The sequence below is a fragment of the Nonomuraea sp. NPDC003214 genome, from assembly GCF_053590035.1.
The window spans coordinates 195111-216981 of sequence record NZ_JBSFSX010000008.1; the positions used below are offsets into that span (position 1 = coordinate 195111).

The window sequence follows — 21871 nt, forward strand, 5'->3', positions numbered from 1 at the left end:
CGCGGAGGCGGTCAGGTCAGGCCGATGCGCATGCCGCGGCGGTCCTGCCGTGTGCCACGAGGCCGCCGGGGAGCACCAGCCTGCTCATCCCGGTGGTCTACGTGTGAGCACATCGGTGGGAGGAGTGAATCCCGGCCTCGCGCCTGCGGGTTAGTGGCGGGCGCGTTCGAGGGCGTCCCAGAAGCCGCGGCGCAAAGCGTGGCGGACCTCGTCGTGCAGGAGGAAGTCGATGGGCAGCGACGAGCCCTGCAGCAGCCGGGCCTCCAGGTCGGAGGGCATGCGCGGTTTGCGGGCGAGGACGGCTTCGAGCCAGAGGGCCGGGGCGTCGCGGGCGACCGACTCGCCGAAGTCGTGGCCCTCGCGGTGGGCGGACTTGACCGCGTCGGCGAGCGTCGTGGCTCCGGCCGTGGCGGCCGACGGGGGTGACACCGGGGCGGCCTGGGGGCCGGTGTAGGAGGTGCCGAGCTGCGACGGGTAGGCGCCCGCGCTGGACGGCGAGGAGAACTGGCCGGTCGTCGGCGACTGCTGCTGCGGTTGCTGTTGCTGCTGGGGGACGGGGCCGGTGGCCGGGGCGGGTGACGGCGACGGCGGGGGCGAAGACGCAGGGGCCGGGGCCGGGTCGGCCTGGAAGGTGTAGGTGGGCAGCGCGGGCGGCGGCTGGGCGCGGCCCGGCGACGACCCCGACCCCGGCTGGGGCGACGGCTGGGCGGGCGGCGGGGTGCTCGGGCCGGGCTGCGGGACGGCGTGGCTGCCGGTGCTGGTGGGGGCCGACGGCAGCGACGGCGGCAGCGCGGCGGCCGGGAGCGAGTGGGCGCCCTGGCCGTTGGCGAGCGGCTGGTGGTGGTGGCCGTTGGACGCCTCGGTCGCGCCGGTGACGAGCGTGACGTACGGGCGCAGGTGGGCGCCGCCGAGCTCGATGAGGTCGTCGCTCTCCTGCCGGAGCGTGCGCGAGACGGCCCAGCTCGCGGAGCTGGCCTCGGCGGCGATGTTGACGACCGTGACGCGGATGCCGAGGTCCTGGGCGTCGCACACGACCTGGGTCAGGTCCTCGTCGCCGCTGACCACGACCGCGTCGCAGATGGCGTTGTTGCGGGCCAGCGTCATCAGGTCGCGGTGCACCTGGGCGTCGACGCCCTCGCGGCGGCCCGGCCGGATGCGCGACAGCCTGAGCTTGAGGCCGGGGATGTCGGCGAGCGCGTCGTGCTCGGGGGTGTGCCGGCCCTCGACCGTCGCCTCGTACCAGTAGCAGCGCAGCAGCGGCAGGCCGGTGCGTTCGCGCGACAGGCTCGACATGAGCTGCAACAGCCCCGGATAGTCCCAGGAGACGGCTTCGCGATGGCGAGTCCCATGCACGGCCATCGCCCCGTCAGCCAGCAGATAGCCGGCGTCCACGAACAGCGCGCAGCGATCCACTGACACGGCCCCTTTCCTGGTGGTCCGACTTGCTGGCTCCGCACCGTGAGAGCCGGACTCGGCGGCCCTGTCCCAGGGTAATGAAAGCAAGTGATCGCGCGAGGGTTAATCCCGACGATTCGCCCCGCCGCCGACGTTATGCCTGACCAACAAGCCGCACGGTACCATTTTGTCCCGTTATTGGTCACGGCTCTGCGCGCACGCTCACGGCCGCGACCCCGAACATCACCGCGTCCCGCTCGGAGGCGATCGACACCCACGGCCGCGGCCCGAGCCGCCCGGTGATCGTGTCCACGTCGACCCCGAACGTCATCCCGCCGGCCCCGCCGGACGAGCCGTCGAAGACGTTGTCCCGGTCGCGGTCGCCGCCCGACGGCGTGAGCGGACCCGTGCCGAGCGACACCTTGTCCCCCTTCAGATCGGCGTCGCCCTCCCAGACGACGACCTGCGCCCTGGCGTCGGCCGCCCCGCGTCCCAGCCCGCCGAGCGGCATCCGTACGAGATCGTGCTCGCCGCCGACCACGGCGGCGCCGTCGAGGACGACGGCCCTGCTGTACGGGACGTCCGGGGCGGAGACGACGACCACCAGGCTCCAGCCGGCATGTCCGGGCAGGTCCGCGGGCGGGGCGGCGGCCCACCACGTGCCGGACCTGTTGACGGCGTTGACCAGGCTGGTGACCTCGGCGAACGCCTGGTAGGCGGGGCCTGACGGCAGCTCCGCCCAGTCGACGTGGGTCGGCCGGATCTCCACGTAACGCTTGCGGCCCGGGGCCCTGAGCCTGACGGGCGCGACCTCCTGGGGTTCGTCGGCCTCCGGGGCGCCCGCGGACCAGTAGAGGCCCGCCCAGACGGCGCGGGCGCCCTTGGGCAGGGCGAGCCGGGCCGCGCTGGAGACGGACGTGTCAGGCTCGTCGTCCTGGTCCTGCGGGCGCATCGGCCACAGGTCGTTGTCGCGCTGGTCGCCGTGGCGTCGCCGGGCCATCGCGCAGTCGTCGTGACCGTCCGGGCAGTCGACGAACGAGTTGCCCGTGGCCCGTACGGCGACCTTGCCGTCCGCGGCGAACCTGGCGGGGGCCCCAGAGGCGCGTACGCCCGCAGCCGACTCGGCGCGCGCTCGGAGCGGGCCCGCCTCGACCCTGAGCGTGGGCCCCTCGCCGCCGGGGGCGGCGGGGGCGACCTGGACGCGCAGGAACACCGCCGTGGCCTCGCCCGCCCCGAGCGGCCGCCTGGCGCACCTGACGCCGCGCCCGGCCAGCCGGCAGGACCAGCCGTCGACCGCGCCGACGGGGGCGGCCCGGCCGTGCGTGGCGGGGGACGTGCGCGTCGAGGAGGTGACGCCGGAGGGCCGGGCGCCGGGAGGCACGGGGGTGACACCCGGCGGGAGGTCGATGGCGGCGTAGACCGGGGCGGTCGCCTTCTTGCCGGTGTTGCGCAGGCGCATGGCGACGATGCCGGGGCGGTCGCGGACCAGGGCGCCCATGGCGCTGATCGTGGCCGTCAGACGGGCCTTGGCGGGGGATCCGGCAGGCGGACCGGCGGATTCGCGGGCGGGGACGCGCGACGGCGGGGCGGGGCGCGGCCGGGACGACGGCGGCTCGGCGTGCGACGGCTCGATGGGCAGCGGCTGGGAGACCGGCGCGGTCCCGGGCCGGTCGGCGGAGACGAGGGCGAAGGCGGCGGCGACGGCCATGACGGTGAGCGCCCCGGTGGCGACCACGACGTGCTGGCGGCCGGGCAGGGCGCGGACCCAGGCGAGGGTGCGGCGGACGCGGAGCCTGACGGGCGAGGACATGGCGGCGACGTAGCCGCCGGCGGCGGGGCCGAGCAGGAGCGGCGCGACGACGGTGCGCAGGGCGCGGCGCACGTCGGTCAGCTCGGCCAGGACGGTACGGCAGGCGTCGCAGCCGCGTACGTGCTCGTCGACGGGCTTGGACTCGCGCCTGGTCAGCCCGCCCTTGACGTACGCGCCGAGCTTTCCGAGCACCGGGCGGCACTCCAGGGGCGGCGAGGCGGTGAGCCGGGTCTGCAGGTAGGCCTGGCGCAGTCCCTCGCGGGCGCGGTAGGCGAGCGCGGCCGCGCCGTTGGCCGACAGCCCAAGCAGCGGCGCGACCTCGGCGGGCCGGGCGCCCTCGACCTCGACGTGCCACAGGACGGCCCGCCAGCGCTCGGGCAGCGACTGGTAGGCGACGGCGGCCGGGGCGCGCACGGGCTCGTCGTCCGCCGTCTCGGGGCCGGTGGACAGGCGGGTGCGGTGGTCGGCGGTGCGCCGGACGACGGTGAGGAGGTGGGTGCGGAAGGCGGCCTCGGGGCCGTCGCCTCGGCCCATCACGTCGAGGACCCGGGTGAACGCCTCGGCCACCACGTCCTCGGCCTCGTCGTCGGGCACCAGCCGGCGGGCCAGGACGCGGGCGGCGGCGACGTGGCGTTCGTAGAGCCGGCCGTATGCGGTGGCGTCGCCTCCTCGGACGGCTTGGATGAGTTCTGCGTCGCTCTGGGATGTTTCGGCACTCATAGTGACCTCACGGTTACGAACCGTTGCCCTGGGAGTCATTCCGCACCCACCCCCGTGGTTAAACCGATCGCGTGTCTTTGCCTGCGTCAGGCCCCCGGAGCGGTGGTCCTAAGCTGGGGGCATGAGTGACCGCGACAGCCTGCTGGCCGAGATCAAGAAGAAGGCCGTCGTGCACGGCCGGGTGGTGCTCTCCTCCGGGCGGGAGGCCGACTTCTACCTCGACCTGCGCCGCATCACGCTCGACGGGGTCGCCGCGCCGCTGGTCGGCAGGGTGATGCTGGAGCTGACGGCCGACCTGGAGTTCGACGCCGTGGGCGGGCTGACGCTGGGCGCCGACCCGGTGGCGACCGCCATGCTGCACGCGGCGGCGGCGCAGGGGCGCTCGCTCGACGCGTTCGTGGTGCGCAAGGCGCAGAAGGCGCACGGCATGCAGCGCCGGATCGAGGGCCCGGAGGTCAAGGGCCGCCGGGTGCTGGCGGTGGAGGACACCTCGACGACGGGCTCGTCGCCGCTGACCGCCGTGGAGGCGCTGCGCGAGGCGGGCGCCGAGGTGGTGGCCGTGGCGACGATCGTCGACCGGGGCGCCGCCGCGCGGATGGCCGAGGAGGGCCTCGACTACCGCACCGCCTTCACGCTCGCCGACCTGGGGCTCTGACTCACTCGCCGGGGCCGGTGACGGTGAACTCCTCCTGCTCGCCCGCGTCGCCGCGGGGCCTGGTGCTGCCGTTCTCGGTGACCCGTACGGTGCCGGCGTCGGTCAGCACCACGTCGAGCTCCGGCTCGTAGTAGCTGACCTCCTCGCCGCGGGTCATGTCGCGGTGCTGGAGCACGTCGCCGCCGGGAACCCGGACGGTGACCATCGGGCAGGTGTCGGCCAGGCATTCGATGCGCACGGTGGGCACCCGGCCGCCGCTCGACGGCGTGCCCGAGGTGTGGGCGCGGCCGGGCGGCGCCGTGGTGTCGAGCGAGCTGAGCAGTGCCCGCACGCCGATGACCAGCAGCGCCACCACGGCGATGACCGCCAGCACGGCGAGTGCCATGCGGGCGAGGCCCATCGGATCCGACCTGTGGCGTCCCACAGTGGGGAGAGTACCCGGTGGTAACGCTCCGTTCCGGATGGTCGCGAAAGATCGCGCGGGCGTTGTCTCTACCACGGCGGGTAACAGACCGGGATACTGGCTGCGCGAAGCCGTTACTTCTCAGGGAGATGACTCATGCCTATCGCGACTCCAGAGGTCTACGCCGAGATGCTCGACCGTGCCAAGGCCGGCGGGTTCGCCTATCCGGCGATCAACGTGACCTCGTCCCAGACCCTTAACGCGGCGCTGCGCGGCTTCGCGGAGGCGGAGAGCGACGGCATCGTCCAGGTGTCCACCGGTGGCGCCGAGTTCCTGTCCGGGGCCACGGTCAAGGACATGGTGACGGGCGCGACCGCGCTGGCCGAGTACGCCAGGGTGGTGGCCGCCAAGTATCCGGTCACGGTGGCGCTGCACACCGACCACTGCCCCAAGGACAAGCTCGACGGCTTCATGCGGCCGCTGATCGACATCTCGCTGGAGCGGGTGTCGAAGGGCCTCGACCCGCTGTTCCAGTCCCACATGTGGGACGGCTCGGCCGTGGAGCTGGAGGAGAACCTGGAGATCGCCAAGGAGCTCCTCGACAAGTGCGCCCGCGCCAACATCATCATGGAGATGGAGATCGGCGTCGTCGGCGGCGAGGAGGACGGCGTCGTCGGCGAGATGAACGAGAAGCTCTACACGACCGCCGGTGACGCGCTGGCCACGGCCGAGGCCGTCGGCCTGGGCGAGAAGGGCCGCTACATGCTGGCGGCCACGTTCGGCAACGTGCACGGCGTCTACAAGCCGGGTCACGTCAAGCTGCGGCCGAGCGTGCTGAAGGAGATCCAGGACGCGGTGGGCGCCAAGTACGGCAAGGACAAGCCGTTCGACCTGGTCTTCCACGGCGGCTCCGGCTCGCTGCTGGAGGAGATCCACGAGGCGATCTCGTACGGCGTCGTCAAGATGAACGTCGACACCGACACGCAGTACGCGTTCACCCGGCCGGTGGCCGACCACATGTTCCGCAACTACGACGGCGTGCTCAAGGTCGACGGCGACGTGGGCAACAAGAAGGCGTACGACCCGCGCTCCTACGGCAAGGCGGCCGAGGCGGGCATGGCGGCCCGGGTGGCCGAGGCGTGCGAGCACCTGAAGTCCAGTGGGACGAAGATCTCCTAGCCACGTACGCGGCCCGGCGGGTATGACTTGTCCTATGGATAACCTTCTCGCCGGGCCACCCCCGACTCACCTGCCGGACCTGCCCGAGGCTCGGGAGGCCCTGGAATCCGGCGCCAAGGCCTCGGACGTGGCCGCCCGCTTCCCCGCTTTCCCGGCGGCCTGGGCCGCGCTCGCAGAGGAATACTTCGCGCAGGGTCACGCCGTCACCTCTTACGCGTTCGCCCGCACCGGCTATCACCGGGGCCTCGACCAGTTGCGCCGCAGCGGCTGGAAGGGACACGGGCCGATCCCGTGGGAGCACGAGCCGAACCGGGGGTTCCTGCGCTGCCTGTACGCGCTGTCGCGGGCGGCTCAGGCGATCGGCGAGAAGGACGAGGCCGAGCGGTGCGCGCAGTTCCTCAGGGACAGCACCCAGACGGGTTACGACGCGCTGACCAAGGGCTAGCCCTTGGGACGAATGCGCACGTTCGGGTAGTCTCTCTACGCAAGAGCCCCTGTCGCGCTTGCGCCAGGGGTTTCGTTTTGTGCTCGGGAGACTGAACAATGCCGGCTGCCGTTCTCGTGGGCGCCCAGTGGGGCGATGAGGGCAAGGGCAAGGCCACCGATCTGCTCGGTGGCGACGTCGACTACGTCGTCCGTTACCAGGGTGGCAACAACGCGGGTCACACCGTGGTCATCGGTGACCAGAAATACGCGCTTCACCTGCTGCCTACGGGCATCCTGTCGCCGGAGGTGGTCCCGGTGATCGGCAACGGCGTCGTCATCGACCCCGGCGTGCTGCTGGGGGAGATCGACGGCCTGGCCGAGCGGGGCATCTCCGCGGAGCGGCTGCTCATCTCCGCCAACGCGCACCTGATCATGCCGCACCACAAGGCGCTGGACAAGGTCACGGAGCGCTATCTGGGCAAGGCCAAGATCGGCACCACCGGCCGGGGCATCGGCCCGGCCTACGGCGACAAGATCTACCGCGTGGGCATCCGGGTCCAGGACCTGCTCGACCCGGGCATCCTGGCCAAGAAGATCGAGGTCGCGCTGGGCGAGAAGAACCAGGTGCTGACCAAGCTCTACAACCGGCGGGGCCTGGAGCCGGAGGCCGTCCTGGAGGAGTACCTCGGCTACGCCGAGCGGCTCAAGCCGCACATCGCCGACACCTCGCTGGTGCTGAGCAAGGCGCTGGACGAGGGCAAGTTCGTGCTGCTGGAGGGCGGGCAGGGCACGCTGCTCGACATCGACCACGGCACCTACCCGTTCGTCACGTCGTCCTCGCCCACCTCGGGCGGCGCCTGCGCCGGCTCGGGCATCCCGCCGACGCGGCTGACGCGGGTGATCGGCATCCTCAAGGCTTACACGACCCGCGTCGGCTCCGGCCCGTTCCCCACGGAGCTGGAGGACGAGATGGGCGAGTGGCTGCGCCAGACGGGCGGCGAGTACGGCGTCACGACCGGCCGCAACCGCCGCTGCGGCTGGTTCGACGCGGTCATCGCCCGGTACGCGACCCGTATCAACGGCGTCACGGACTTCTTCCTCACCAAGCTCGACGTGCTGTCGGGCCTGGAGCGCATCCCGGTGTGCGTCGCGTACGACGTGGACGGCACGCGGCATGACGAGATCCCGATGACGCAGACGGACTTCCACCACGCCAAGCCGATCTACGAGGAGTTCCCCGGCTGGCAGGAGGACATCACGGGCGCCAAGACGTTCGAGGACCTGCCGCCGAACGCCCAGGCGTACGTGCGCACGCTGGAGGAGATGAGCGGCGCGCCGATCTCGGCGATCGGCGTCGGCCCGGGCCGTGACCAGACGCTGGTCATCCGCTCGCTGATCTGAGCACGGCCGCCGTCATCGGCGAGTGCAGCCGCCAGCCGAGGCGTTCGTAGAGCGCCCGGCCCTCGGGGGTGGCCACCAGCACGCCGCCGGTGGCGCCCGCCGCGTGGGCGGCGGCTGTCAGTGTGCGCATGACGACGCTGCCGAGGCCGCGCCGCCGGTGGCCGGGGGCGGTCTCGACCCGGTCGACGACGGCGGTGCGGCCGGCGACGGCCAGTTGACCGCGTGCGGCCATCTCGCCCGCCGTCGTGAGGAGGCGGGCGACGGTGACGCCGGAGCGGGTGGTGACGGCCGCCGTGTAGCCGGCGGGCGCCTTGACGGGCTCGGGGCGCAGCGCGGCGGTCATCATGAACTCGGGCGGCTCGATGTCCCAGCCGGCGGGCAGCCAGGGCGCGATCAGGTCGGCCGGGGCGCAGAGCTTGAGCCAGGTGCCGGGGGCGGTGATCGTCCCGGTCAGGTGCTGGATGAGGGCCGGCGTCGGGGCGGGCAGGATGTGGCGGACGAGGTGGCCGGGCAGGCCGACGTCCACGCGGTAGCCCCAGGGTTCGGGCACGGGGGGCGGGGTGTCGCGGGAGATCACCCACCCGTCGACCCATGCCCTGACCGTGTCTATTTGGGTAGTTTTGAGAGCCCCCGTCATGGTTGTGCATCTTATTGCAAGACTGTTGCATTTATCGCGTTAAATTCGGGTGCGATCATCGGGATGAGCTGCCTACTCTCCCCCTCATGGACATCCGACGCGTCACCCGCTCCGAGGCCGTCGAGGCGGCCGGCCGGCTCTTCGACGCGGCGCCCGAGCGCGAGGCCACCGAGAGGTTCCTCGCCGACGACAGGCACCACCTGCTCGTCGCCTACGTGGACGACGTCCCCGCGGGCATGGTCACCGGGGTCGAGATGACCCACCCCGACAAGGGCACCGAGATGTTCCTGTACGAGCTCGGCGTCGACGAGGCGTACCGCGGCCAGGGCATCGCCAGGGCGCTGGTGCTGGCGCTCGGCAGGCTGGCGCGCGAGCGGGGCTGCTACGGGCTGTGGACGGCCACCGGCGAGGACAACGAACCGGCCCAGGCCACGTACGAAAGCGCGGGCGGTTCGCCGGAATGGGACCAGGTCGTCTACTCATGGACCTACGAACAAAGCCCGTAACCGTACAAAATGGGCACGGCGTGGCGGCGCGTGAAGGCACGCCGGGCCAGGTAGGGTCCCCGGTGTGCGCGTTGAGATACATGGTCATCGGGGTGCGAGAGGCCTCTGGCCCGAAAACACGCTGCCCGGCATGAGCCGCACGATGGAGCTCGGCGTCCACGCGCTGGAGCTCGACGTGGCGCTCACCGCCGACCGGCGCCTCGTGCTGACGCATGACCTCACGGTCTCGGCCGTGACCAGCACCGACACCCGCCCGGTCACGCCCGGCGACCCCGCGTTCCCGTACGTCGGCAAGCCGATCAACGCGCTGACGCTCGCGCAACTGCGCACGCTCGACGTGGGCGTGCGGCTGCCGCGCCATCCCGACGACCCGTTCGCGCTCACCCAGGTCGCGATGCCCGAGACCCGGATGCCCACGCTCGGCGCCGTGCTCGGGCTGGTCAACGCCTACGCGGCCGAGAGCGTACGGGTGCACGTCGAGCTCAAGTCCGACCCCACCAGGCCCGCGCTCACGCCCGACCCCGAGCTCTACACCGAGATGGTGGTCGACGAGCTCGACCGGCACAACAGGCTGCGCAACGCCGCCATCCTCAGCTTCGACTGGCGCATCATCGGCTACGCCGCCAAGCTCGCGCCCGACACGCGCCGCTTCGCGCTCGTCGAACGCGCCACGCTCGGCTGGAACGGCCCGCTCGGCGACGACGTCCCCGCCGCCGCCCGCGACGCCGGGGCGACCACGCTCTCCCCCGAGCACGTGATGGTCGACGAGAAGCTGATGGCGCAGGCGTCACGCGCCGGGCTCGACGTGGCCGTGTGGACCGTCAACGACGCCGCGCTCGCCGCCCGGATGCTCGACCTCGGCGCGGTCGGGATCGTCACCGACTATCCCGACCGCATGCGCGCCGTGTGGGCCGAACGGGGCCTGGAGCTGCCCGACCCCGTCGAGCCGCTCAAGCCCGTCGGCGTCTAGTCAGAGCCAGCCGTTGCGGCGGAAACCGCGGTGCAGCAGCACACAGGCGGAGATCATCACCGCGAGGACCGCCGGATAGCCCCACACCTGCTTGGTCTCCGGCATGAAGTCGAAGTTCATGCCGTAGATGCCGGCGATCATCGTCGGCACCGCCAGGATCGCCACCCACGACGAGATCTTGCGCATGTCCTCGTTGGCCAGCGCGTTCGAGCGGGCCAGCGCCGCCTGGAGGATCGAGCTGCACAGCTCGTTCGACGACTCGACCTGCTCGCACACCCTCGACAGGTGGTCGCCCACGTCACGGAAGTATTCGCGCATCTCCGACGGGATCACCCGCCGCTGGGGCAGCGCCGCCAGCGGCGCCTGGAGCGGCGTCACCGCCCGCTTGAGCTCCAGCATCTCCCGCTTGAGCTGGTAGATCCGGTTGATGTCGCGGGAGCTCACGTCGGCGAACACCGTCGCCTCGACCTCCTCCAGCTCCAGCTGCATCAGGTCGGCCACCTGGAGGTAGCGGTCGACCACGTGGTCGGAGATCGCGTGCAGCACGCCCGCCGGGCCGCGCTCCAGCAGCTCCGGCTTGGTCTCGATCCGCTCGCGCACCTCCGCCAGCGGGCAGTGCTCGCCGTGACGCACCGTCACCACGAAGTCGACGCCGAGGAACACCATGATCTCGCCCGCGCCGATGATCTCGCTCGTGGCGGTCAGCTCGTCGTGGTCCAGGTACGCGATCGTCTTGAGGACCATGAACAGCGAATCGCCGTAGCGCTCGACCTTGGGGCGCTGGTGGGCCTTGACCGCGTCCTCCACGGCCAGCGGGTGCAGGCCGAACACCTCGGCCAGCCACTCGACCTCGGGCGCGGCGGGCTCGTGCAGCCCGACCCAGACGAACGCCCGGGGCCCGGCCGAGGCCACGCGGTTGTGGGCGCGGACCAGCTCGACGGACTCGGCTATGCCGGTGGCGGGAGCTTTCTTGCCGTCGATGTACGCGCCGTACTCGACGATGGAGTCAACAGGGGGCACGCAGGCTTCACGCACCGGCTGCGGGCGCTGACGCGGGGCGTGCGGCTGCACAGGGTGACGGTTGATGCGACGGAAAAGCGTGGACGAGCGCATGGCAGTCCCTTTCCGCCCGACCTGGCACGCTCCACGCGCGACGAAAAGTCACCTCAATCAACACGCATGCGTGGAGGCACGATCAGGCTGCCGGATTGGAGTGGTCGGGGGTATTCGGGGAGTACGTGGGTGAGCACGTACTGCTGGGATCACCAGGATTCATCCCGGACCACCTCCAATCGCGTGGGGACGCCAGAAAGCCGCCCTAACTTACCACAGGAGCGCCAGTCAAGCGCCGCGTACACGCCGACGAACTCCGCACCGGTTCCGGCGGCTTCCCCGGGGGCGGGGCCGGTTCGGGGCGGTGGGCTGCGAGAATGGGCGGGTGCGCGTTCTAGTCATTGGATCCGGTGGGCGTGAGCACGCCCTGTGCCGTTCGCTCCGCCTCGACCCGCAGGTCGGCGAGCTTCATTGTGCCCCCGGCAACCCGGGGATCGGGGAGGTCGCGACCCTGCACCGCGTCGATCCGCTCGACCCGCAGGAGGTCGCGGGGCTGGCCGGGCGGCTGGGGGTGGATCTGGTCGTCGTCGGGCCGGAGGCGCCGCTGGTGGCCGGCGTGGCCGACGCGGTCCGCGAGGCGGGCATCGCGTGCTTCGGGCCGTCCCGGGAGGCGGCGATGATCGAGGGCTCCAAGGCGTTCGCCAAGGAGATCATGCGCGCGGCCGACGTGCCGACGGCGCGGTCCCGGGTGTGCGTGACGCCGGAGGAGGCCGCGGCGGCGCTCGACGAGTTCGGCGCCCCGTACGTGGTCAAGGACGACGGGCTGGCGGCGGGCAAGGGCGTCGTGGTGACCGGCGACCGCGACGCGGCGCTGGAGCACGCGCGGGCGTGCGGCCGGGTGGTGATCGAGGAGTTCCTCGACGGGCCCGAGGTGTCGCTGTTCGCGCTGTGCGACGGCAGCACGGCGGTGGCCCTGCAGCCGGCGCAGGACTTCAAGCGGGCCCACGACGGCGACGCCGGGCCCAACACCGGCGGGATGGGCGCCTACACGCCGCTGCCGTGGGCGCCCGAGGGCCTGACCGACCAGGTGATGCGCGAGGTCGTGCACCCGACGATCGGGGAGCTGGGCCGGCGCGGGCTGCCTTTCCAGGGCGTGCTGTTCGTGGGGCTGGCCCTGACGTCGAAGGGCCCGAAGGTGATCGAGTTCAACGCGCGGTTCGGCGACCCGGAGACGCAGGTGGTGCTCGACCGGCTGGAGACGCCGCTGGGCGGGCTGCTGATGGCGTGCGCGACCGGCGAGCTGGGGCCTGACCCGGTGTTCCGCGACGGCGCGGCGGTGGCGGTGGTGATCGCGTCGGAGGGCTACCCGGAGGCGCCGGTCAAGGGCGACGTGATCGCCGGGCTGGAGCCGACGCCCGGCGCGTACGTGCTCCACGCGGGCACGGCGAGCGACGGCGACGGCGGGATCGTGTCGGCCGGCGGGCGGGTGCTGACCGTCGTGGGCACCGGTCCCGACCAGGACAGCGCCCGGCGCAACGCCTACGAGCTGGTCTCGCGCGTCGAGCTGCGCGGCTCCCACTACCGGACGGACATCGCCCGATGAAGCACCTGCATTCCGGCAAGGTTCGCGATCTCTACCAGACGGACGACGGGCTGCTGCTGATGGTGGCATCCGACCGGATCTCGGCGTTCGACTACGTGCTGGAGCCCGACATCCCCGACAAGGGGGCGATCCTCACGCAGATGTCGCTGTGGTGGTTCGAGCAGTTGCGTGACGTGGTGCCCAACCACGTGGTGGCGGGGGGCGCCGAGCCGCGTGGCGTGCTGGTGCGCCCGCTGGAGATGGTCCAGGTCGAGTGCGTGGCCCGGGGCTATCTGACGGGCGGCGGGCTGGCCGAATACCGGGAGACCGGCACGGTGTCGGGAGTGGCGCTGCCGGCCGGGCTGGAGGACGGCTCGCGGCTGCCCGAGCCGATCTTCACGCCGTCGACGAAGGCGCCGATGGGGCAGCACGACGAGCCGATCGCCTTCGAGCGGGTGGTGGCCGAGGTCGGCGCGGAGACGGCCGAGGAGCTGCGCCGGATCACGCTGGCCGTCTACGCGCGGGGCGCCGAGATCGCCCGCGAGCGCGGCATCATCGTGGCCGACACGAAGATCGAGCTCGGCTGGGACTCCGACGGGGTGCTGACGCTGGGGGACGAGGTGCTCACGCCTGACTCCTCGCGCTTCTGGCCGGCCGACGAGTGGCAGCCGGGACGTTCTCAGCCGTCATTCGACAAGCAGTATGTCCGGGATTGGCTAACGTCGCCCGAATCCGGATGGGACAAAAACTCCGGAAACCCCCCACCGCGCCTTCCTGACCACGTGGTCGAGCGCACCCGGCAGCGCTATCTCGACGCCTACGAGCGCCTTACGGGCACTTCCTTTACCGGATGATTCGGCCGGGTCACGTGGTGATAGCGGCTACTGTTGGCCGGATCTAGCCCCACCGATAATTTGCAAGGAGCCGCAGGAATGGTCCGTTACCGCGTGCGCGGTGGCAACGCACTGCGTGGAACCGCCTTCATCCAGGGCGCGAAGAACGCCGTGCTGCCGATGATCGGCGCGGCCCTGCTGGCCGCCAAGGGCCGCACCGTCCTGCGCAACGTGCCGATCATCGAGGACGTGCGCCGCGCCGTCGAGCTGGCCGAGTGCGTCGGCGCCTACGTCGAGCTGCACGAGTCCGAGCGCACGCTGGTGATCGACGCCTCCCGCCTGAACAGGCCGGTGCTGCCCGCCGAGATCGCCCGGCGCTTCCGCGGCTCCGTGCTGTTCACGCCCGCCCTGCTGCACCGGCTGGGCGAGGCCATCGTCGAGGGCGTCGGCGGCTGCAACCTCGGCAGCCGCAACCTGGACTTCCACTACCTGGGCTACAAGCGGCTGGGCGCAGTGGTGGACGAGGGCGAGACCGTCATCCACGTCAAGGCGTCCGGCCTGACCGGCGCCACGCTCTACCTCGACACCCCGTCCCACACCGGCACCGAGAACCTGATCATGGCCGCCGCCCTGGCCAAGGGCACCACCGTGATCGAGAACGCGGCGCTGGAGCCCGAAGTGCTCGACGTCATCGACATGCTCACCAAGATGGGCGCCCGGATCAGCGGCGGCGGCACCGGCTTCATCACCGTCGAGGGCGTCGAGGAGCTGCACGCCGTCGAGCACACGGTGATGCCCGACCGGCTCGACGCCGGGGTGTTCGCGATGGCGGCGGCCATCACGCAGGGCGAGCTCAGCCTCGTCGGCACCGGCCTCGACCTGGGCGTCGTCCGCTACAAGCTGGAGCAGATGGGCGTCGACTTCGCCCGCCAGGGCGCGGTGCTGCACGTGCGCTGCGACCGGCCGCTGCGGCCGATCAACATCATCACCGACACCTACCCGGGCTTCGCCACCGACCTGCAGTCGCCGATGATGACGGTGGCCGCGCTGGCCGACGGCACCAGCTACATCCACGAGCGGATCTTCGACGGGCGTTTCGCCCTGGCCGGCGAGCTGAACAAGATGGGCGCCAACGTGGAGGTCGACGGCAGCCGGGCGATCGTGCGCGGCGCCACGCCTCTCGCCGGCGCCCGAGTAACCGCCCATGATCTGCGCTCCGGTATTGCCCTGGTTCTCGCCGGACTGGCGGCCAAAGGCGAGACCGTCATCGACTCGGGTTACCTGATCGATCGCGGCCACGCAGATCTCGCCGTGCGAATGCGGGCACTCGGCGCGGACATTACACGAGAGATTTCCGAAGACTGAAAAGAGCCTGGAAAACCCCGTTGAGCTGCTAAAACACCTTGACGGACGGTCAACCAGAACGTCTTTCCGGAAAAGTCGGGCGTGACATTACGGCCCCCGCGAGCGATCGTTCCAAAAGAGAGCACTGCATCGGATCGCAGGATGGGACGAACATTGGTCGAGAGGGCCGAAGAAACACCCCGAGTGTCACGCCCGGGCGCCATGACACCGGACCTCACTATTGGCGTGGTCGGGCCCCATGATCTGGTCGAGCGGGTCATGCTCATGGGGCACGCGGCGGCGCCGCTGCCGTGCCGTCTTGTGGCGGCCGCCTACCGTGACGAGCAGGAGGCGCCCGACAAGGTGACCCGGCTCGGCCCGGGCGTCGACGCGTGCCTGTTCGCCAGCCCGGTCCCGTACGACCTGGCGAGGCGTTCCGGCGTGCTGACGATGCCCGCCACGTACGTCCAGCTGGGCGGGGCGGCACTGGTGGCGGCACTGGCCAAGGCGGCGCTGGATCCGCGCGTCGACCCGCAACGGGTCAGCGTGGACGTGGTCAGCCGGGCCGACGTCGAGGAGGCGTACACCGATCTCGGGATTCCGGCGGCGGACGTGCACAGCCGTGACGAGCCCGGCGCGACCGGGACGATCGCCGCCTTCCACGAGCGGCTGTCGCGCCAGGGCGCCACGACGGGAGCGCTGACGTGCCTGCCGGCGGTGGCGGAGCGGTTGCAGGCGGCGGGCGTGCCGGTCATCCGGGTGCGGCCGACGTCGGCGGCGGTGCGCACCGCGCTGCACACGGCCGCGCTGCTGGGCGCGCATCACCGGCTTGAGGAGTCACAGCTCACGGTCGTGCTGGTGGAGGTGCCGACGCTGCGCGAGCCGGTACGGCGCGCGGCTCCCCGCTACTGGCGGGACGAGCTGCGGCTGTCGCTGCACCGGCTGCTCGTCCAGGAGGCCAATCGGATCAACGCCACGGTGTGGCCGATCGACGACCACAGCTACCTGGTCACCGCGACCCGGGGGTCGATCGCCTCGGCCACCGACGGGTTCCGGGTGCTGCCGTTCGCGGCCAGGATCCGCGACGAGCTGGGGCTGGCGGTCGAGGTGGGCGTGGGCATGGGCCGCACGACGCACGACGCCGAGTCGCACGCACGGGCCGCGCTGGCGCGCACGCAGGCGGGCAAGCAGGCCCAGGGGTTCGCGGTGGACCGGGAGGGGCGGGCGCTCATCCCCGCGCCCCGGATGCCGCCGACGGGGTCCACGGCGCTCAAGCCGAAGGGGGTCGAGGTGCTGGCCCGGCTGGCCGCCAAGCTGGAGGGCGGCGACACCGTGGTGGACGCCGAGGGCGCCGGGAAGATGCTGGGGGTGACGCCGCGTACGGCTCGGCGGTTGCTGCGCACGCTGGTTGACGAGGGACTCGCGTGGCCGCTGCCGCCGAACCGCACGCCGCAGCCGGGGCGCCCGCGCCAGCTCTACCGGCTCATCGTGGAGAAGCTCGGCCCGCGCTGACGCTCCTCCTCCAGGTACGGGCCCGCCGTCATCCCTTCCCCCTCTGACGGCGGCGGGCCTCTTCACCGGGTGCGGGGTGTACGGCGGCGGGCCTCTTCGCCGGGTGCGGGGTGTACGGCGGCGGGCCTTTTCACCGGGTGCGGGGTGGGTCGTCTTCACTCTGGGTGAGATTTCAGGGGTTGGCCGCGCCGGAACACGGGTATGAATGGCGACGCCCCCGATCGACGGGATTCGGACGGGGGCACCAAAAGCCTCCGCCGCTCTCCGTCAGCAGGCGCACGTGAGCGGGTCCACCGGGCGACCGGCGGGCCCGTCGATCGAGTCGACGGCCAGCCCCTCCCGGGCCCAGTATTCGAAGCCGCCGATCATCTCCTTGACCTTGTAGCCCAGCTTGGCGAACTCCAGCGCGGCCCGGGTGGAGCCGTTGCAGCCGGGCCCCCAGCAGTAGGTCACGACGGTGGCGTCCGGCGGCACTAGGCCGGGGGCGCGGGCGGCGATCTCGGCGGTGGGCAGGTGGAGCGCGCCGGGGATGTGGCCCTGGTCCCAGCTCCTCACGTCGCGCGAGTCGACGACGACCAGGCCCGTGACCCCGGCGGCCAGGTCGGCGGCCACGTCGGCGACGTCGGTCTCGAAGGCCAGGCGGGCGGCGAAGTGGGCGAGCGCGGCCGGGGTGTCGGCGGCGGGCACGGCGGTCACGACGGACGCAACGGGCATGGTTCTCTCGTTTCCTCGCAGGTCGGGGACGGGTTCGATGCTGTCAGCCCGCTCGCCGGCGGAAAAGTGGCACGAATGCCGACTATCGATAAGATCTCGCCAGATTTCCTCGTCCGGTACCCGCCGGGAAGCTGTCGGAGCCGGGGTCTATTGTCATGAGTCATGACACGTGACACCACTGACCGGCGATCCTCGCTCCTCGTGTGGGGAGCGCTGGCCATCGTCTACGTGGTCTGGGGCTCCACCTACCTCGGCATCGCCATCGTCATCGAGACGATGCCGCCCATGCTCAGCGGGGCACTGCGCTTCATCACCGCCTCGGTGCTGCTCGGCGGGATCCTGCTGGTGCGCAAGGGCACGGCGGCGTTCCGGATGACGCGCCGGCAGTTCGGCGGCGCCGCGCTCGTCGGCCTGCTGCTGCTGACCGGCGGCAACGGCATGGTCGCGGTGGCCGAGCAGCACATCTCCAGCGGCCTGGCCGCCCTGCTCGTCGCCTCGGTGCCGCTGTGGCTGGTGGTCTTCCGCATCGCGGCCAGGGACCGGCCCGGCGTGCTCACCCTCGCCGGGGTGCTCGTCGGCTTCGCCGGGGTCGCCGCGGTGTCACTGAGCGGCGGCGCGACCGGCGACACGGCCGGCGTCGTGGTGATCCTGGTGGCGTCCGCGTCCTGGTCGATCGGCTCGTTCCTGTCGGGCCGCATCCAGATGCCCGCCAACCCGTTCGCCGCCAGCACGATCGAGATGGTGGTCGGCGGCGCCGGCATGATCGCCGTGGGCCTGACGGCCGGCGAGCGGCTCGACCTCGCCGCGGTCTCCGGCCGTTCGTGGGCGGCGCTGGCCTACCTGGTGCTCGTGGGCTCGCTGATCGGCTTCACCGCCTACAGCTGGCTGCTCGGCAACGCGCCCATCTCGCTCGTGTCGACGTACGCCTACGTCAACCCGGTCGTGGCGGTGCTCCTCGGCATGCTGGTGCTCGACGAGCAGGTGACCGGTCAGGTCGTGCTGGGCGGTCTGGTCATCCTGGTGGGCGTCGCCCTCGTGGTGTCCACCGAGCGACGCTCCAGAGCGTCCAGGAAGGCCGAAGGGGAGGCGGTGAAGGTCTGACCCCTCGGGACAGGCCCTAGTCCTTCAGGAACGCGCCCGCGGCCGTCAGGAAGGCGTCGTTGGCCTCCGGGTCGCCGATCGACACCCGGGCGCCCTCGCCCTCGAACGGCCGCACCGCCACGCCCTCCACCGCGCAGGCGGCGGCGAAGTCCATCGTGCGCTCGCCGGTGCGCAGCCAGACGAAGTTCGCCTCCGTGGGAGGCACCGTCCAGCCCTGGGCGATGAGCGTCTCGCGCACCCGGGTGCGCTCCTTGACCACCGCGTCGACCCGTTCGAGCAGCTCGTCCTCGGCCTTCAGCGAGGCGATCGCGGCGATCTGCGCCAGGTGGTTGACCGCGAACGGAATGATCGTCTTGCGCACCGCCGTCGCCACCGGCTCGTGCCCGACCAGGTAGCCGACCCGCAGCCCCGCCAGCCCGTACGCCTTGGAGAACGTGCGCAGCACGCACACGTTGGGCCGGTCACGGTAGAGGGTCAGGCCGTCGGGCACCGACTCGTCACGCACGTACTCCCGATAGGCCTCGTCCAGCACCACCAGCACGTCCTGCGGCACCCGGTCGAGGAACGCCACCAGCTCGCGCTCGCGGACCGCCGTGCCGGTCGGGTTGTTCGGGTTGCACACGAACACCATGCGGGTCTCGGGCGTGATCGCCTCCGCCATGGCGTCGAGGTCGTGCCGCTCGTCGGCCAGCGGCACCCGTACGGACGTGGTGCCGGACAGGTCGGCCAGCAGCGGGTACGCCTCGAACGACCGCCACGCGTAGACGACCTCCGCGCCCGGCTCGCCCACGGTCTCGAACAGCTGCTGCGCCACCGTCACGGACCCGGCGCCCAGCGCGATGTGCTCGAACGGCACCCCGAACCGCTCCGCGATCGCCTCGGTCAGCTTGATCGCGCCGGGGTCGGGATAGCGGTTGACCTGCCGTGCCCCCTCGGCGATCGCCTCCACCACCGAAGGCAGCGGGTCGTAGGGCGACTCGTTGGAGGACAGCTTGTACGACCGGCCGTCGGGGGTGGTGACGGCCTTGCCCGGCTTGTAGGCGGGCATCGTGTCCAGAATCGTGCGGAAACGAGGCATGGCCTTACCTTATGGCAGCCGGTCGGGGGCCTTCCCGGTCACTCCTTCTGGGAGCGCAGCATCGGGGGATGCAGCAGCTCGGCGGGGCCGCGGCGGTAGAGCTTGGCCGGGCGGCCGCCGTCGCGGGTGGTGGTGGCGCCGGTCTCGACGAGGAAGCCCTCGGCCTTGGTGACCTTGCGGTGGAAGTTGCGCGGGTCGAGCGTCCGGCCCCAGACGATCTCGTACACGCGGCGCAGGTCGGCGACCGTGAACTCCGGCGGGCAGAAGGCGGCGCCCAGCGCGGTGTATTCGAGCTTGCTGCGGGCCCGCTCGACGCCGTCGAGCATGATGCGGCGGTGGTCGAAGGCCATGACGGTCAGCGTGTCGACCGGCTGCCAGCTCATGTGGGCCTTCTCCGAGGCGGGCAGGTCGGGGGCCAGGCCGAGGTAGGCGACGCTGAGGACGCGCTGGCGTGGGTCGCGGTCGGGGTAGCCGTAGGTCTGGAGCTGCTCCAGGTGGACGGGGGCGCCCGGGAGGCCGGCGCGCTCGGCGAGGATGCGGTGGGCCGCGGCCGGCAGGTCCTCGTCGAGCTGGATGAACCCGCCCGAAAGCGACCAGCGGCGCAGGAACGGCGGGTTGTCGCGCCGCCACACGAGCGCGCTCAACGCCTGGTGTCGCACGGTGAGCACGACCAGGTCGACGCTGACCGGGATGCTCGGAACCATGCCAGGCACGTTACACGGCTCCGGCGCCGGTCAGGCCGCGATGCGGACGTGCAGCGGCTCGGTGGTCTCCTGGCCCGCCGCGGTCCTGACGCGGATCCTGACCCATTCCCCTGCCGGGACCAGCGTCCAGTCGAACGGCACCCAGGCCGTGACCATGTGCTCGGGCAGCTCCTCCAGCGGGTCGAGGTCCAGCCAGCCGGCCTCGGCGACGACGATCTCCTTGGAGCCGCCGGACCATTCGATGCTGACGGTGCCGTCCTTGAGGTTGTAGCCGCGCACCTCGACGCCGTCCTGGGGGGCGCGGGCGCGCCTGATGGCGTCGACGGCGATGGGCCGCTGCCAGTCCTTCTTGAGCTCGCTCTCCAGCGACGGCGTGCCGCAGGTCATGTAGTCGCTCCACATGTAGGAGACGATCTTCTGCACGTAGCGGCCGGCCATGGTGACGGCCTGGTCGAGGCGCTTCTTGTCGGTCTTGCCCCGGGTGCCCTGGGGGGCGCACGGCTTGTCGCCGGACGGCTCGAACGCCTCCACGTTCGCCCAGAGCTGCACGTTGAAGCCGGCCTCCAGCATCTCCTCGCGGGCGGCCGCCATCTCGCGGTAGTAGTCGCGGGTGGAGCCGTGGTAGGCGATGCCGTACGTGATCTCGCCGACGATGGAGCGCAGCCGCTCGTCCACCTCCTCGTCGCGCTGGTCGGGCCAGAACAGGCCCACCTTGCCGGTGCCGCGGCTGTCCTGCGGGGCGATGATGCCGACCCCGGTCCTGGTCAGCGCCTTGAACGCGGCGGCGACCTGGGCGGGCGTCTGGCCGAAGGCGACCCGCTTGCGCGCGTCGAGGTAGGGGCTGATCAGGATGGGCTTCTCCGGCAGCTCCTGTTGGACGATCTTGTGCTGGTCGGCGTACACCTGGAGGGTCGGGTGCTCGTCGGTCAGCGACTCGCTCATCTGCACCTCGAACGGCTGGTAGACGCCGCCGAGCGACCCGCGGTCGGCGAAGCGCGCGCCGTAGTCCTGGAGGATGCGCCGGGTGAGCGTGGTCAGCGTGCCCAGATGCTCCGGGTTGGCCTTGATCTGCACCTTCGGGTCGCGCGGCGCCAGCGGCAGCGCCGGAAACACCCGCACGCCGAACCGGTCACCCAGGTCGAGCAGCTCGGTCAGACTGTCCTCGGGCGCGCCCGCGATCAGGATCAGGTCGTACGTCCTGGCCCGGGTGAAGTCGCAGGTCGGGTCGTCGGAGCCGTCCATCGGGGCCAGGACGCGGAAGTAGAGGTGCTTGCCGCCCCGGATCGTGCGCTCCATCGGCGCGCACCTGAACAGGCCGGGGCCGAACGACTCGTCGGTGCGGTAGACGTACGTGCGCCCGATGCGGTTGTCCGGGTTGGCCGCCTTCAGGTCGCGCACGGCGGCGGCGTGGCAGGACAGGCCGTCCTCGACGCAGTCCTCGTAGCGGGCGTCGACGGTGCCGTCCTTGGCCTGGACGAAGCCGTCGTCGTCGACCGTGCGGTACTGCAGGCCGTAGCCGATCCTGATGACGGTGTCGCCGCCGACCTGGTGGATCTCCTGGAACTGGCGGCGCCAGGTGCACGGGTTGGACCGGGGGGTCACCCAGTAGCCGGTGACGGCGTACGGGGCCTTCTCGCCGGTGTCGAACGTGCCGCACGGGTCGGTGAAGCCGGGGACCGACGGGGTCCGCTCGGTCTCGCTCGGCGTCGGGCGCGCGGTGCGGGTGGCGGTCCTGACGGGTTCGTCGTCGGGCAGCACCACGATCACGGCCCCCACCGCGGCCAGGATCGCTGCCCCCAGGAGTACGAAGAGCCAGCGCACGTTCAGGAACCTACCGCCCTCATGATC

The 21871-nt window shown here is 71.8% G+C and carries 20 protein-coding genes; 11 read left to right on the forward strand and 9 right to left on the reverse strand.

Translation table 11 applies throughout. The annotated features are described in order from the left end of the window. Positions 1 to 150: 150 nt before the first annotated feature. Both ACWDXC_RS25840 and ACWDXC_RS25845 read right to left on the reverse strand, forming a co-directional pair. On the reverse strand, positions 151 to 1413 hold the full coding sequence (locus tag ACWDXC_RS25840; RefSeq protein ID WP_449986600.1) for an NYN domain-containing protein: 1263 nt from the start codon (positions 1411 to 1413) through the stop codon (positions 151 to 153). Between the two features lie 184 nt (positions 1414 to 1597). Continuing rightward, entirely contained in the window at positions 1598 to 3925 is a 2328-nt protein-coding gene (locus ACWDXC_RS25845; RefSeq protein ID WP_449986139.1) for a sigma factor, read from the reverse strand. A gap of 121 nt (positions 3926 to 4046) precedes the next feature. On the opposite strand from ACWDXC_RS25845, the gene pyrE reads away from it, so the two are divergent. Then, on the forward strand, positions 4047 to 4580 hold the full coding sequence (gene pyrE / locus ACWDXC_RS25850; protein WP_219498976.1) for an orotate phosphoribosyltransferase: 534 nt from the start codon (positions 4047 to 4049) through the stop codon (positions 4578 to 4580). 1 nt (position 4581) lies between these two features. Here pyrE and ACWDXC_RS25855 read toward each other — a convergent pair whose 3' ends face one another. Continuing rightward, complete coding sequence (locus ACWDXC_RS25855) at positions 4582 to 5004, reverse strand: hypothetical protein (RefSeq protein WP_219498974.1); 423 nt, start codon at positions 5002 to 5004, stop codon at positions 4582 to 4584. A gap of 135 nt (positions 5005 to 5139) precedes the next feature. Here ACWDXC_RS25855 and fbaA point away from each other — a divergent pair, with 135 nt between their 5' ends. The 3 genes from fbaA (at position 5140) to ACWDXC_RS25870 (ending at position 7989) form a co-directional block, all read left to right on the forward strand. Further along, on the forward strand, positions 5140 to 6162 hold the full coding sequence (gene fbaA / locus ACWDXC_RS25860) for a class II fructose-bisphosphate aldolase (protein ID WP_219498972.1): 1023 nt from the start codon (positions 5140 to 5142) through the stop codon (positions 6160 to 6162). A 34-nt stretch (positions 6163 to 6196) separates the two neighbouring features. Beyond that, positions 6197 to 6607, forward strand: coding sequence for a DUF3151 domain-containing protein (locus ACWDXC_RS25865; protein ID WP_219498970.1), 411 nt, complete (start codon positions 6197 to 6199; stop codon positions 6605 to 6607). A 98-nt stretch (positions 6608 to 6705) separates the two neighbouring features. Then, positions 6706 to 7989 (forward strand): adenylosuccinate synthase, encoded by a 1284-nt coding sequence (locus ACWDXC_RS25870; RefSeq protein ID WP_219498968.1) that lies wholly within the window; start codon positions 6706 to 6708, stop codon positions 7987 to 7989. On the opposite strand, the gene ACWDXC_RS25875 is transcribed toward ACWDXC_RS25870, so the two are convergent. Beyond that, complete coding sequence (locus ACWDXC_RS25875; RefSeq protein ID WP_449986142.1) at positions 7970 to 8539, reverse strand: GNAT family N-acetyltransferase; 570 nt, start codon at positions 8537 to 8539, stop codon at positions 7970 to 7972. The two genes, ACWDXC_RS25870 and ACWDXC_RS25875, sit on opposite strands and share 20 nt — an antisense overlap. Positions 8540 to 8712: 173 nt before the next feature. Between ACWDXC_RS25875 and ACWDXC_RS25880 the strand changes: the two genes are divergently transcribed. Both ACWDXC_RS25880 and ACWDXC_RS25885 read left to right on the forward strand, forming a co-directional pair. Continuing rightward, on the forward strand, positions 8713 to 9132 hold the full coding sequence (locus ACWDXC_RS25880; protein ID WP_219498966.1) for a GNAT family N-acetyltransferase: 420 nt from the start codon (positions 8713 to 8715) through the stop codon (positions 9130 to 9132). Between the two features lie 64 nt (positions 9133 to 9196). Further along, entirely contained in the window at positions 9197 to 10102 is a 906-nt protein-coding gene (locus ACWDXC_RS25885) for a glycerophosphodiester phosphodiesterase family protein (RefSeq protein ID WP_449986144.1), read from the forward strand. On the opposite strand, the gene corA is transcribed toward ACWDXC_RS25885, so the two are convergent. Then, on the reverse strand, positions 10103 to 11215 hold the full coding sequence (gene corA, locus ACWDXC_RS25890) for a magnesium/cobalt transporter CorA (RefSeq protein WP_449986146.1): 1113 nt from the start codon (positions 11213 to 11215) through the stop codon (positions 10103 to 10105). 325 nt (positions 11216 to 11540) lie between these two features. On the opposite strand from corA, the gene purD reads away from it, so the two are divergent. The 4 genes from purD to ACWDXC_RS25910 all read left to right on the forward strand — a co-directional run bounded on the left by purD (position 11541) and on the right by ACWDXC_RS25910 (position 16426). After that, positions 11541 to 12758, forward strand: a complete 1218-nt coding sequence (gene purD, locus ACWDXC_RS25895) for a phosphoribosylamine--glycine ligase (RefSeq protein WP_449986147.1) — start codon at positions 11541 to 11543, stop codon at positions 12756 to 12758. Beyond that, a complete protein-coding gene (locus tag ACWDXC_RS25900) occupies positions 12755 to 13591 on the forward strand; it encodes a phosphoribosylaminoimidazolesuccinocarboxamide synthase (RefSeq protein WP_449986149.1) in 837 nt (278 codons plus the stop codon). The genes purD and ACWDXC_RS25900 overlap by 4 nt, the downstream gene beginning before the upstream one ends. Positions 13592 to 13669: 78 nt before the next feature. Further along, positions 13670 to 14935 (forward strand): UDP-N-acetylglucosamine 1-carboxyvinyltransferase, encoded by a 1266-nt coding sequence (gene murA, locus ACWDXC_RS25905; RefSeq protein WP_219498957.1) that lies wholly within the window; start codon positions 13670 to 13672, stop codon positions 14933 to 14935. A gap of 201 nt (positions 14936 to 15136) precedes the next feature. Continuing rightward, positions 15137 to 16426: a GTP cyclohydrolase IIa gene (locus ACWDXC_RS25910; RefSeq protein WP_219498955.1), complete on the forward strand. Its 1290-nt coding sequence runs from the start codon at positions 15137 to 15139 to the stop codon at positions 16424 to 16426. Positions 16427 to 16693: 267 nt separating this feature from the next. Here the strand turns inward: ACWDXC_RS25910 and ACWDXC_RS25915 are convergent, their stop codons facing one another. Next, positions 16694 to 17140 (reverse strand): rhodanese-like domain-containing protein, encoded by a 447-nt coding sequence (locus ACWDXC_RS25915; protein WP_449986152.1) that lies wholly within the window; start codon positions 17138 to 17140, stop codon positions 16694 to 16696. 162 nt (positions 17141 to 17302) lie between these two features. Here ACWDXC_RS25915 and ACWDXC_RS25920 point away from each other — a divergent pair, with 162 nt between their 5' ends. Beyond that, on the forward strand, positions 17303 to 18241 hold the full coding sequence (locus ACWDXC_RS25920; protein ID WP_449986154.1) for an EamA family transporter: 939 nt from the start codon (positions 17303 to 17305) through the stop codon (positions 18239 to 18241). A 16-nt stretch (positions 18242 to 18257) separates the two neighbouring features. Here ACWDXC_RS25920 and hisC read toward each other — a convergent pair whose 3' ends face one another. The 3 genes from hisC to ACWDXC_RS25935 are packed head-to-tail and all read right to left on the reverse strand — an operon-like array spanning position 18258 to position 21844. Then, positions 18258 to 19319, reverse strand: coding sequence for a histidinol-phosphate transaminase (hisC, locus tag ACWDXC_RS25925; RefSeq protein WP_449986156.1), 1062 nt, complete (start codon positions 19317 to 19319; stop codon positions 18258 to 18260). A 38-nt stretch (positions 19320 to 19357) separates the two neighbouring features. Continuing rightward, positions 19358 to 20023, reverse strand: a complete 666-nt coding sequence (locus ACWDXC_RS25930) for an NUDIX hydrolase (RefSeq protein ID WP_449986158.1) — start codon at positions 20021 to 20023, stop codon at positions 19358 to 19360. A 30-nt stretch (positions 20024 to 20053) separates the two neighbouring features. Continuing rightward, the gene (locus tag ACWDXC_RS25935) at positions 20054 to 21844 is read right to left on the reverse strand and encodes a DUF4434 domain-containing protein (RefSeq protein ID WP_449986160.1); all 1791 of its coding nucleotides are present in this window, start codon (positions 21842 to 21844) and stop codon (positions 20054 to 20056) included. Positions 21845 to 21871 lie beyond the last annotated feature (27 nt).

What these genes read in the sequence shown, in the direction of transcription:
- ACWDXC_RS25910 (WP_219498955.1), top strand. Translation starts at nt 15,137, where the DNA reads ATGACACCGGACCTCACTATTGGCGTGGTCGGGCCCCATGATCTGGTC.
- murA (WP_219498957.1), top strand. Translation starts at nt 13,670, where the DNA reads ATGGTCCGTTACCGCGTGCGCGGTGGCAACGCACTGCGTGGAACCGCC.
- ACWDXC_RS25915 (WP_449986152.1), bottom strand. Translation starts at nt 17,140, where the DNA reads ATGCCCGTTGCGTCCGTCGTGACCGCCGTGCCCGCCGCCGACACCCCG.
- ACWDXC_RS25900 (WP_449986149.1), top strand. Translation starts at nt 12,755, where the DNA reads ATGAAGCACCTGCATTCCGGCAAGGTTCGCGATCTCTACCAGACGGAC.
- ACWDXC_RS25880 (WP_219498966.1), top strand. Translation starts at nt 8,713, where the DNA reads ATGGACATCCGACGCGTCACCCGCTCCGAGGCCGTCGAGGCGGCCGGC.
- fbaA (WP_219498972.1), top strand. Translation starts at nt 5,140, where the DNA reads ATGCCTATCGCGACTCCAGAGGTCTACGCCGAGATGCTCGACCGTGCC.
- pyrE (WP_219498976.1), top strand. Translation starts at nt 4,047, where the DNA reads ATGAGTGACCGCGACAGCCTGCTGGCCGAGATCAAGAAGAAGGCCGTC.
- hisC (WP_449986156.1), bottom strand. Translation starts at nt 19,319, where the DNA reads ATGCCTCGTTTCCGCACGATTCTGGACACGATGCCCGCCTACAAGCCG.
- ACWDXC_RS25870 (WP_219498968.1), top strand. Translation starts at nt 6,706, where the DNA reads ATGCCGGCTGCCGTTCTCGTGGGCGCCCAGTGGGGCGATGAGGGCAAG.
- ACWDXC_RS25865 (WP_219498970.1), top strand. Translation starts at nt 6,197, where the DNA reads ATGGATAACCTTCTCGCCGGGCCACCCCCGACTCACCTGCCGGACCTG.
- ACWDXC_RS25920 (WP_449986154.1), top strand. Translation starts at nt 17,303, where the DNA reads ATGACACGTGACACCACTGACCGGCGATCCTCGCTCCTCGTGTGGGGA.
- ACWDXC_RS25845 (WP_449986139.1), bottom strand. Translation starts at nt 3,925, where the DNA reads ATGAGTGCCGAAACATCCCAGAGCGACGCAGAACTCATCCAAGCCGTC.
- corA (WP_449986146.1), bottom strand. Translation starts at nt 11,215, where the DNA reads ATGCGCTCGTCCACGCTTTTCCGTCGCATCAACCGTCACCCTGTGCAG.
- ACWDXC_RS25930 (WP_449986158.1), bottom strand. Translation starts at nt 20,023, where the DNA reads ATGGTTCCGAGCATCCCGGTCAGCGTCGACCTGGTCGTGCTCACCGTG.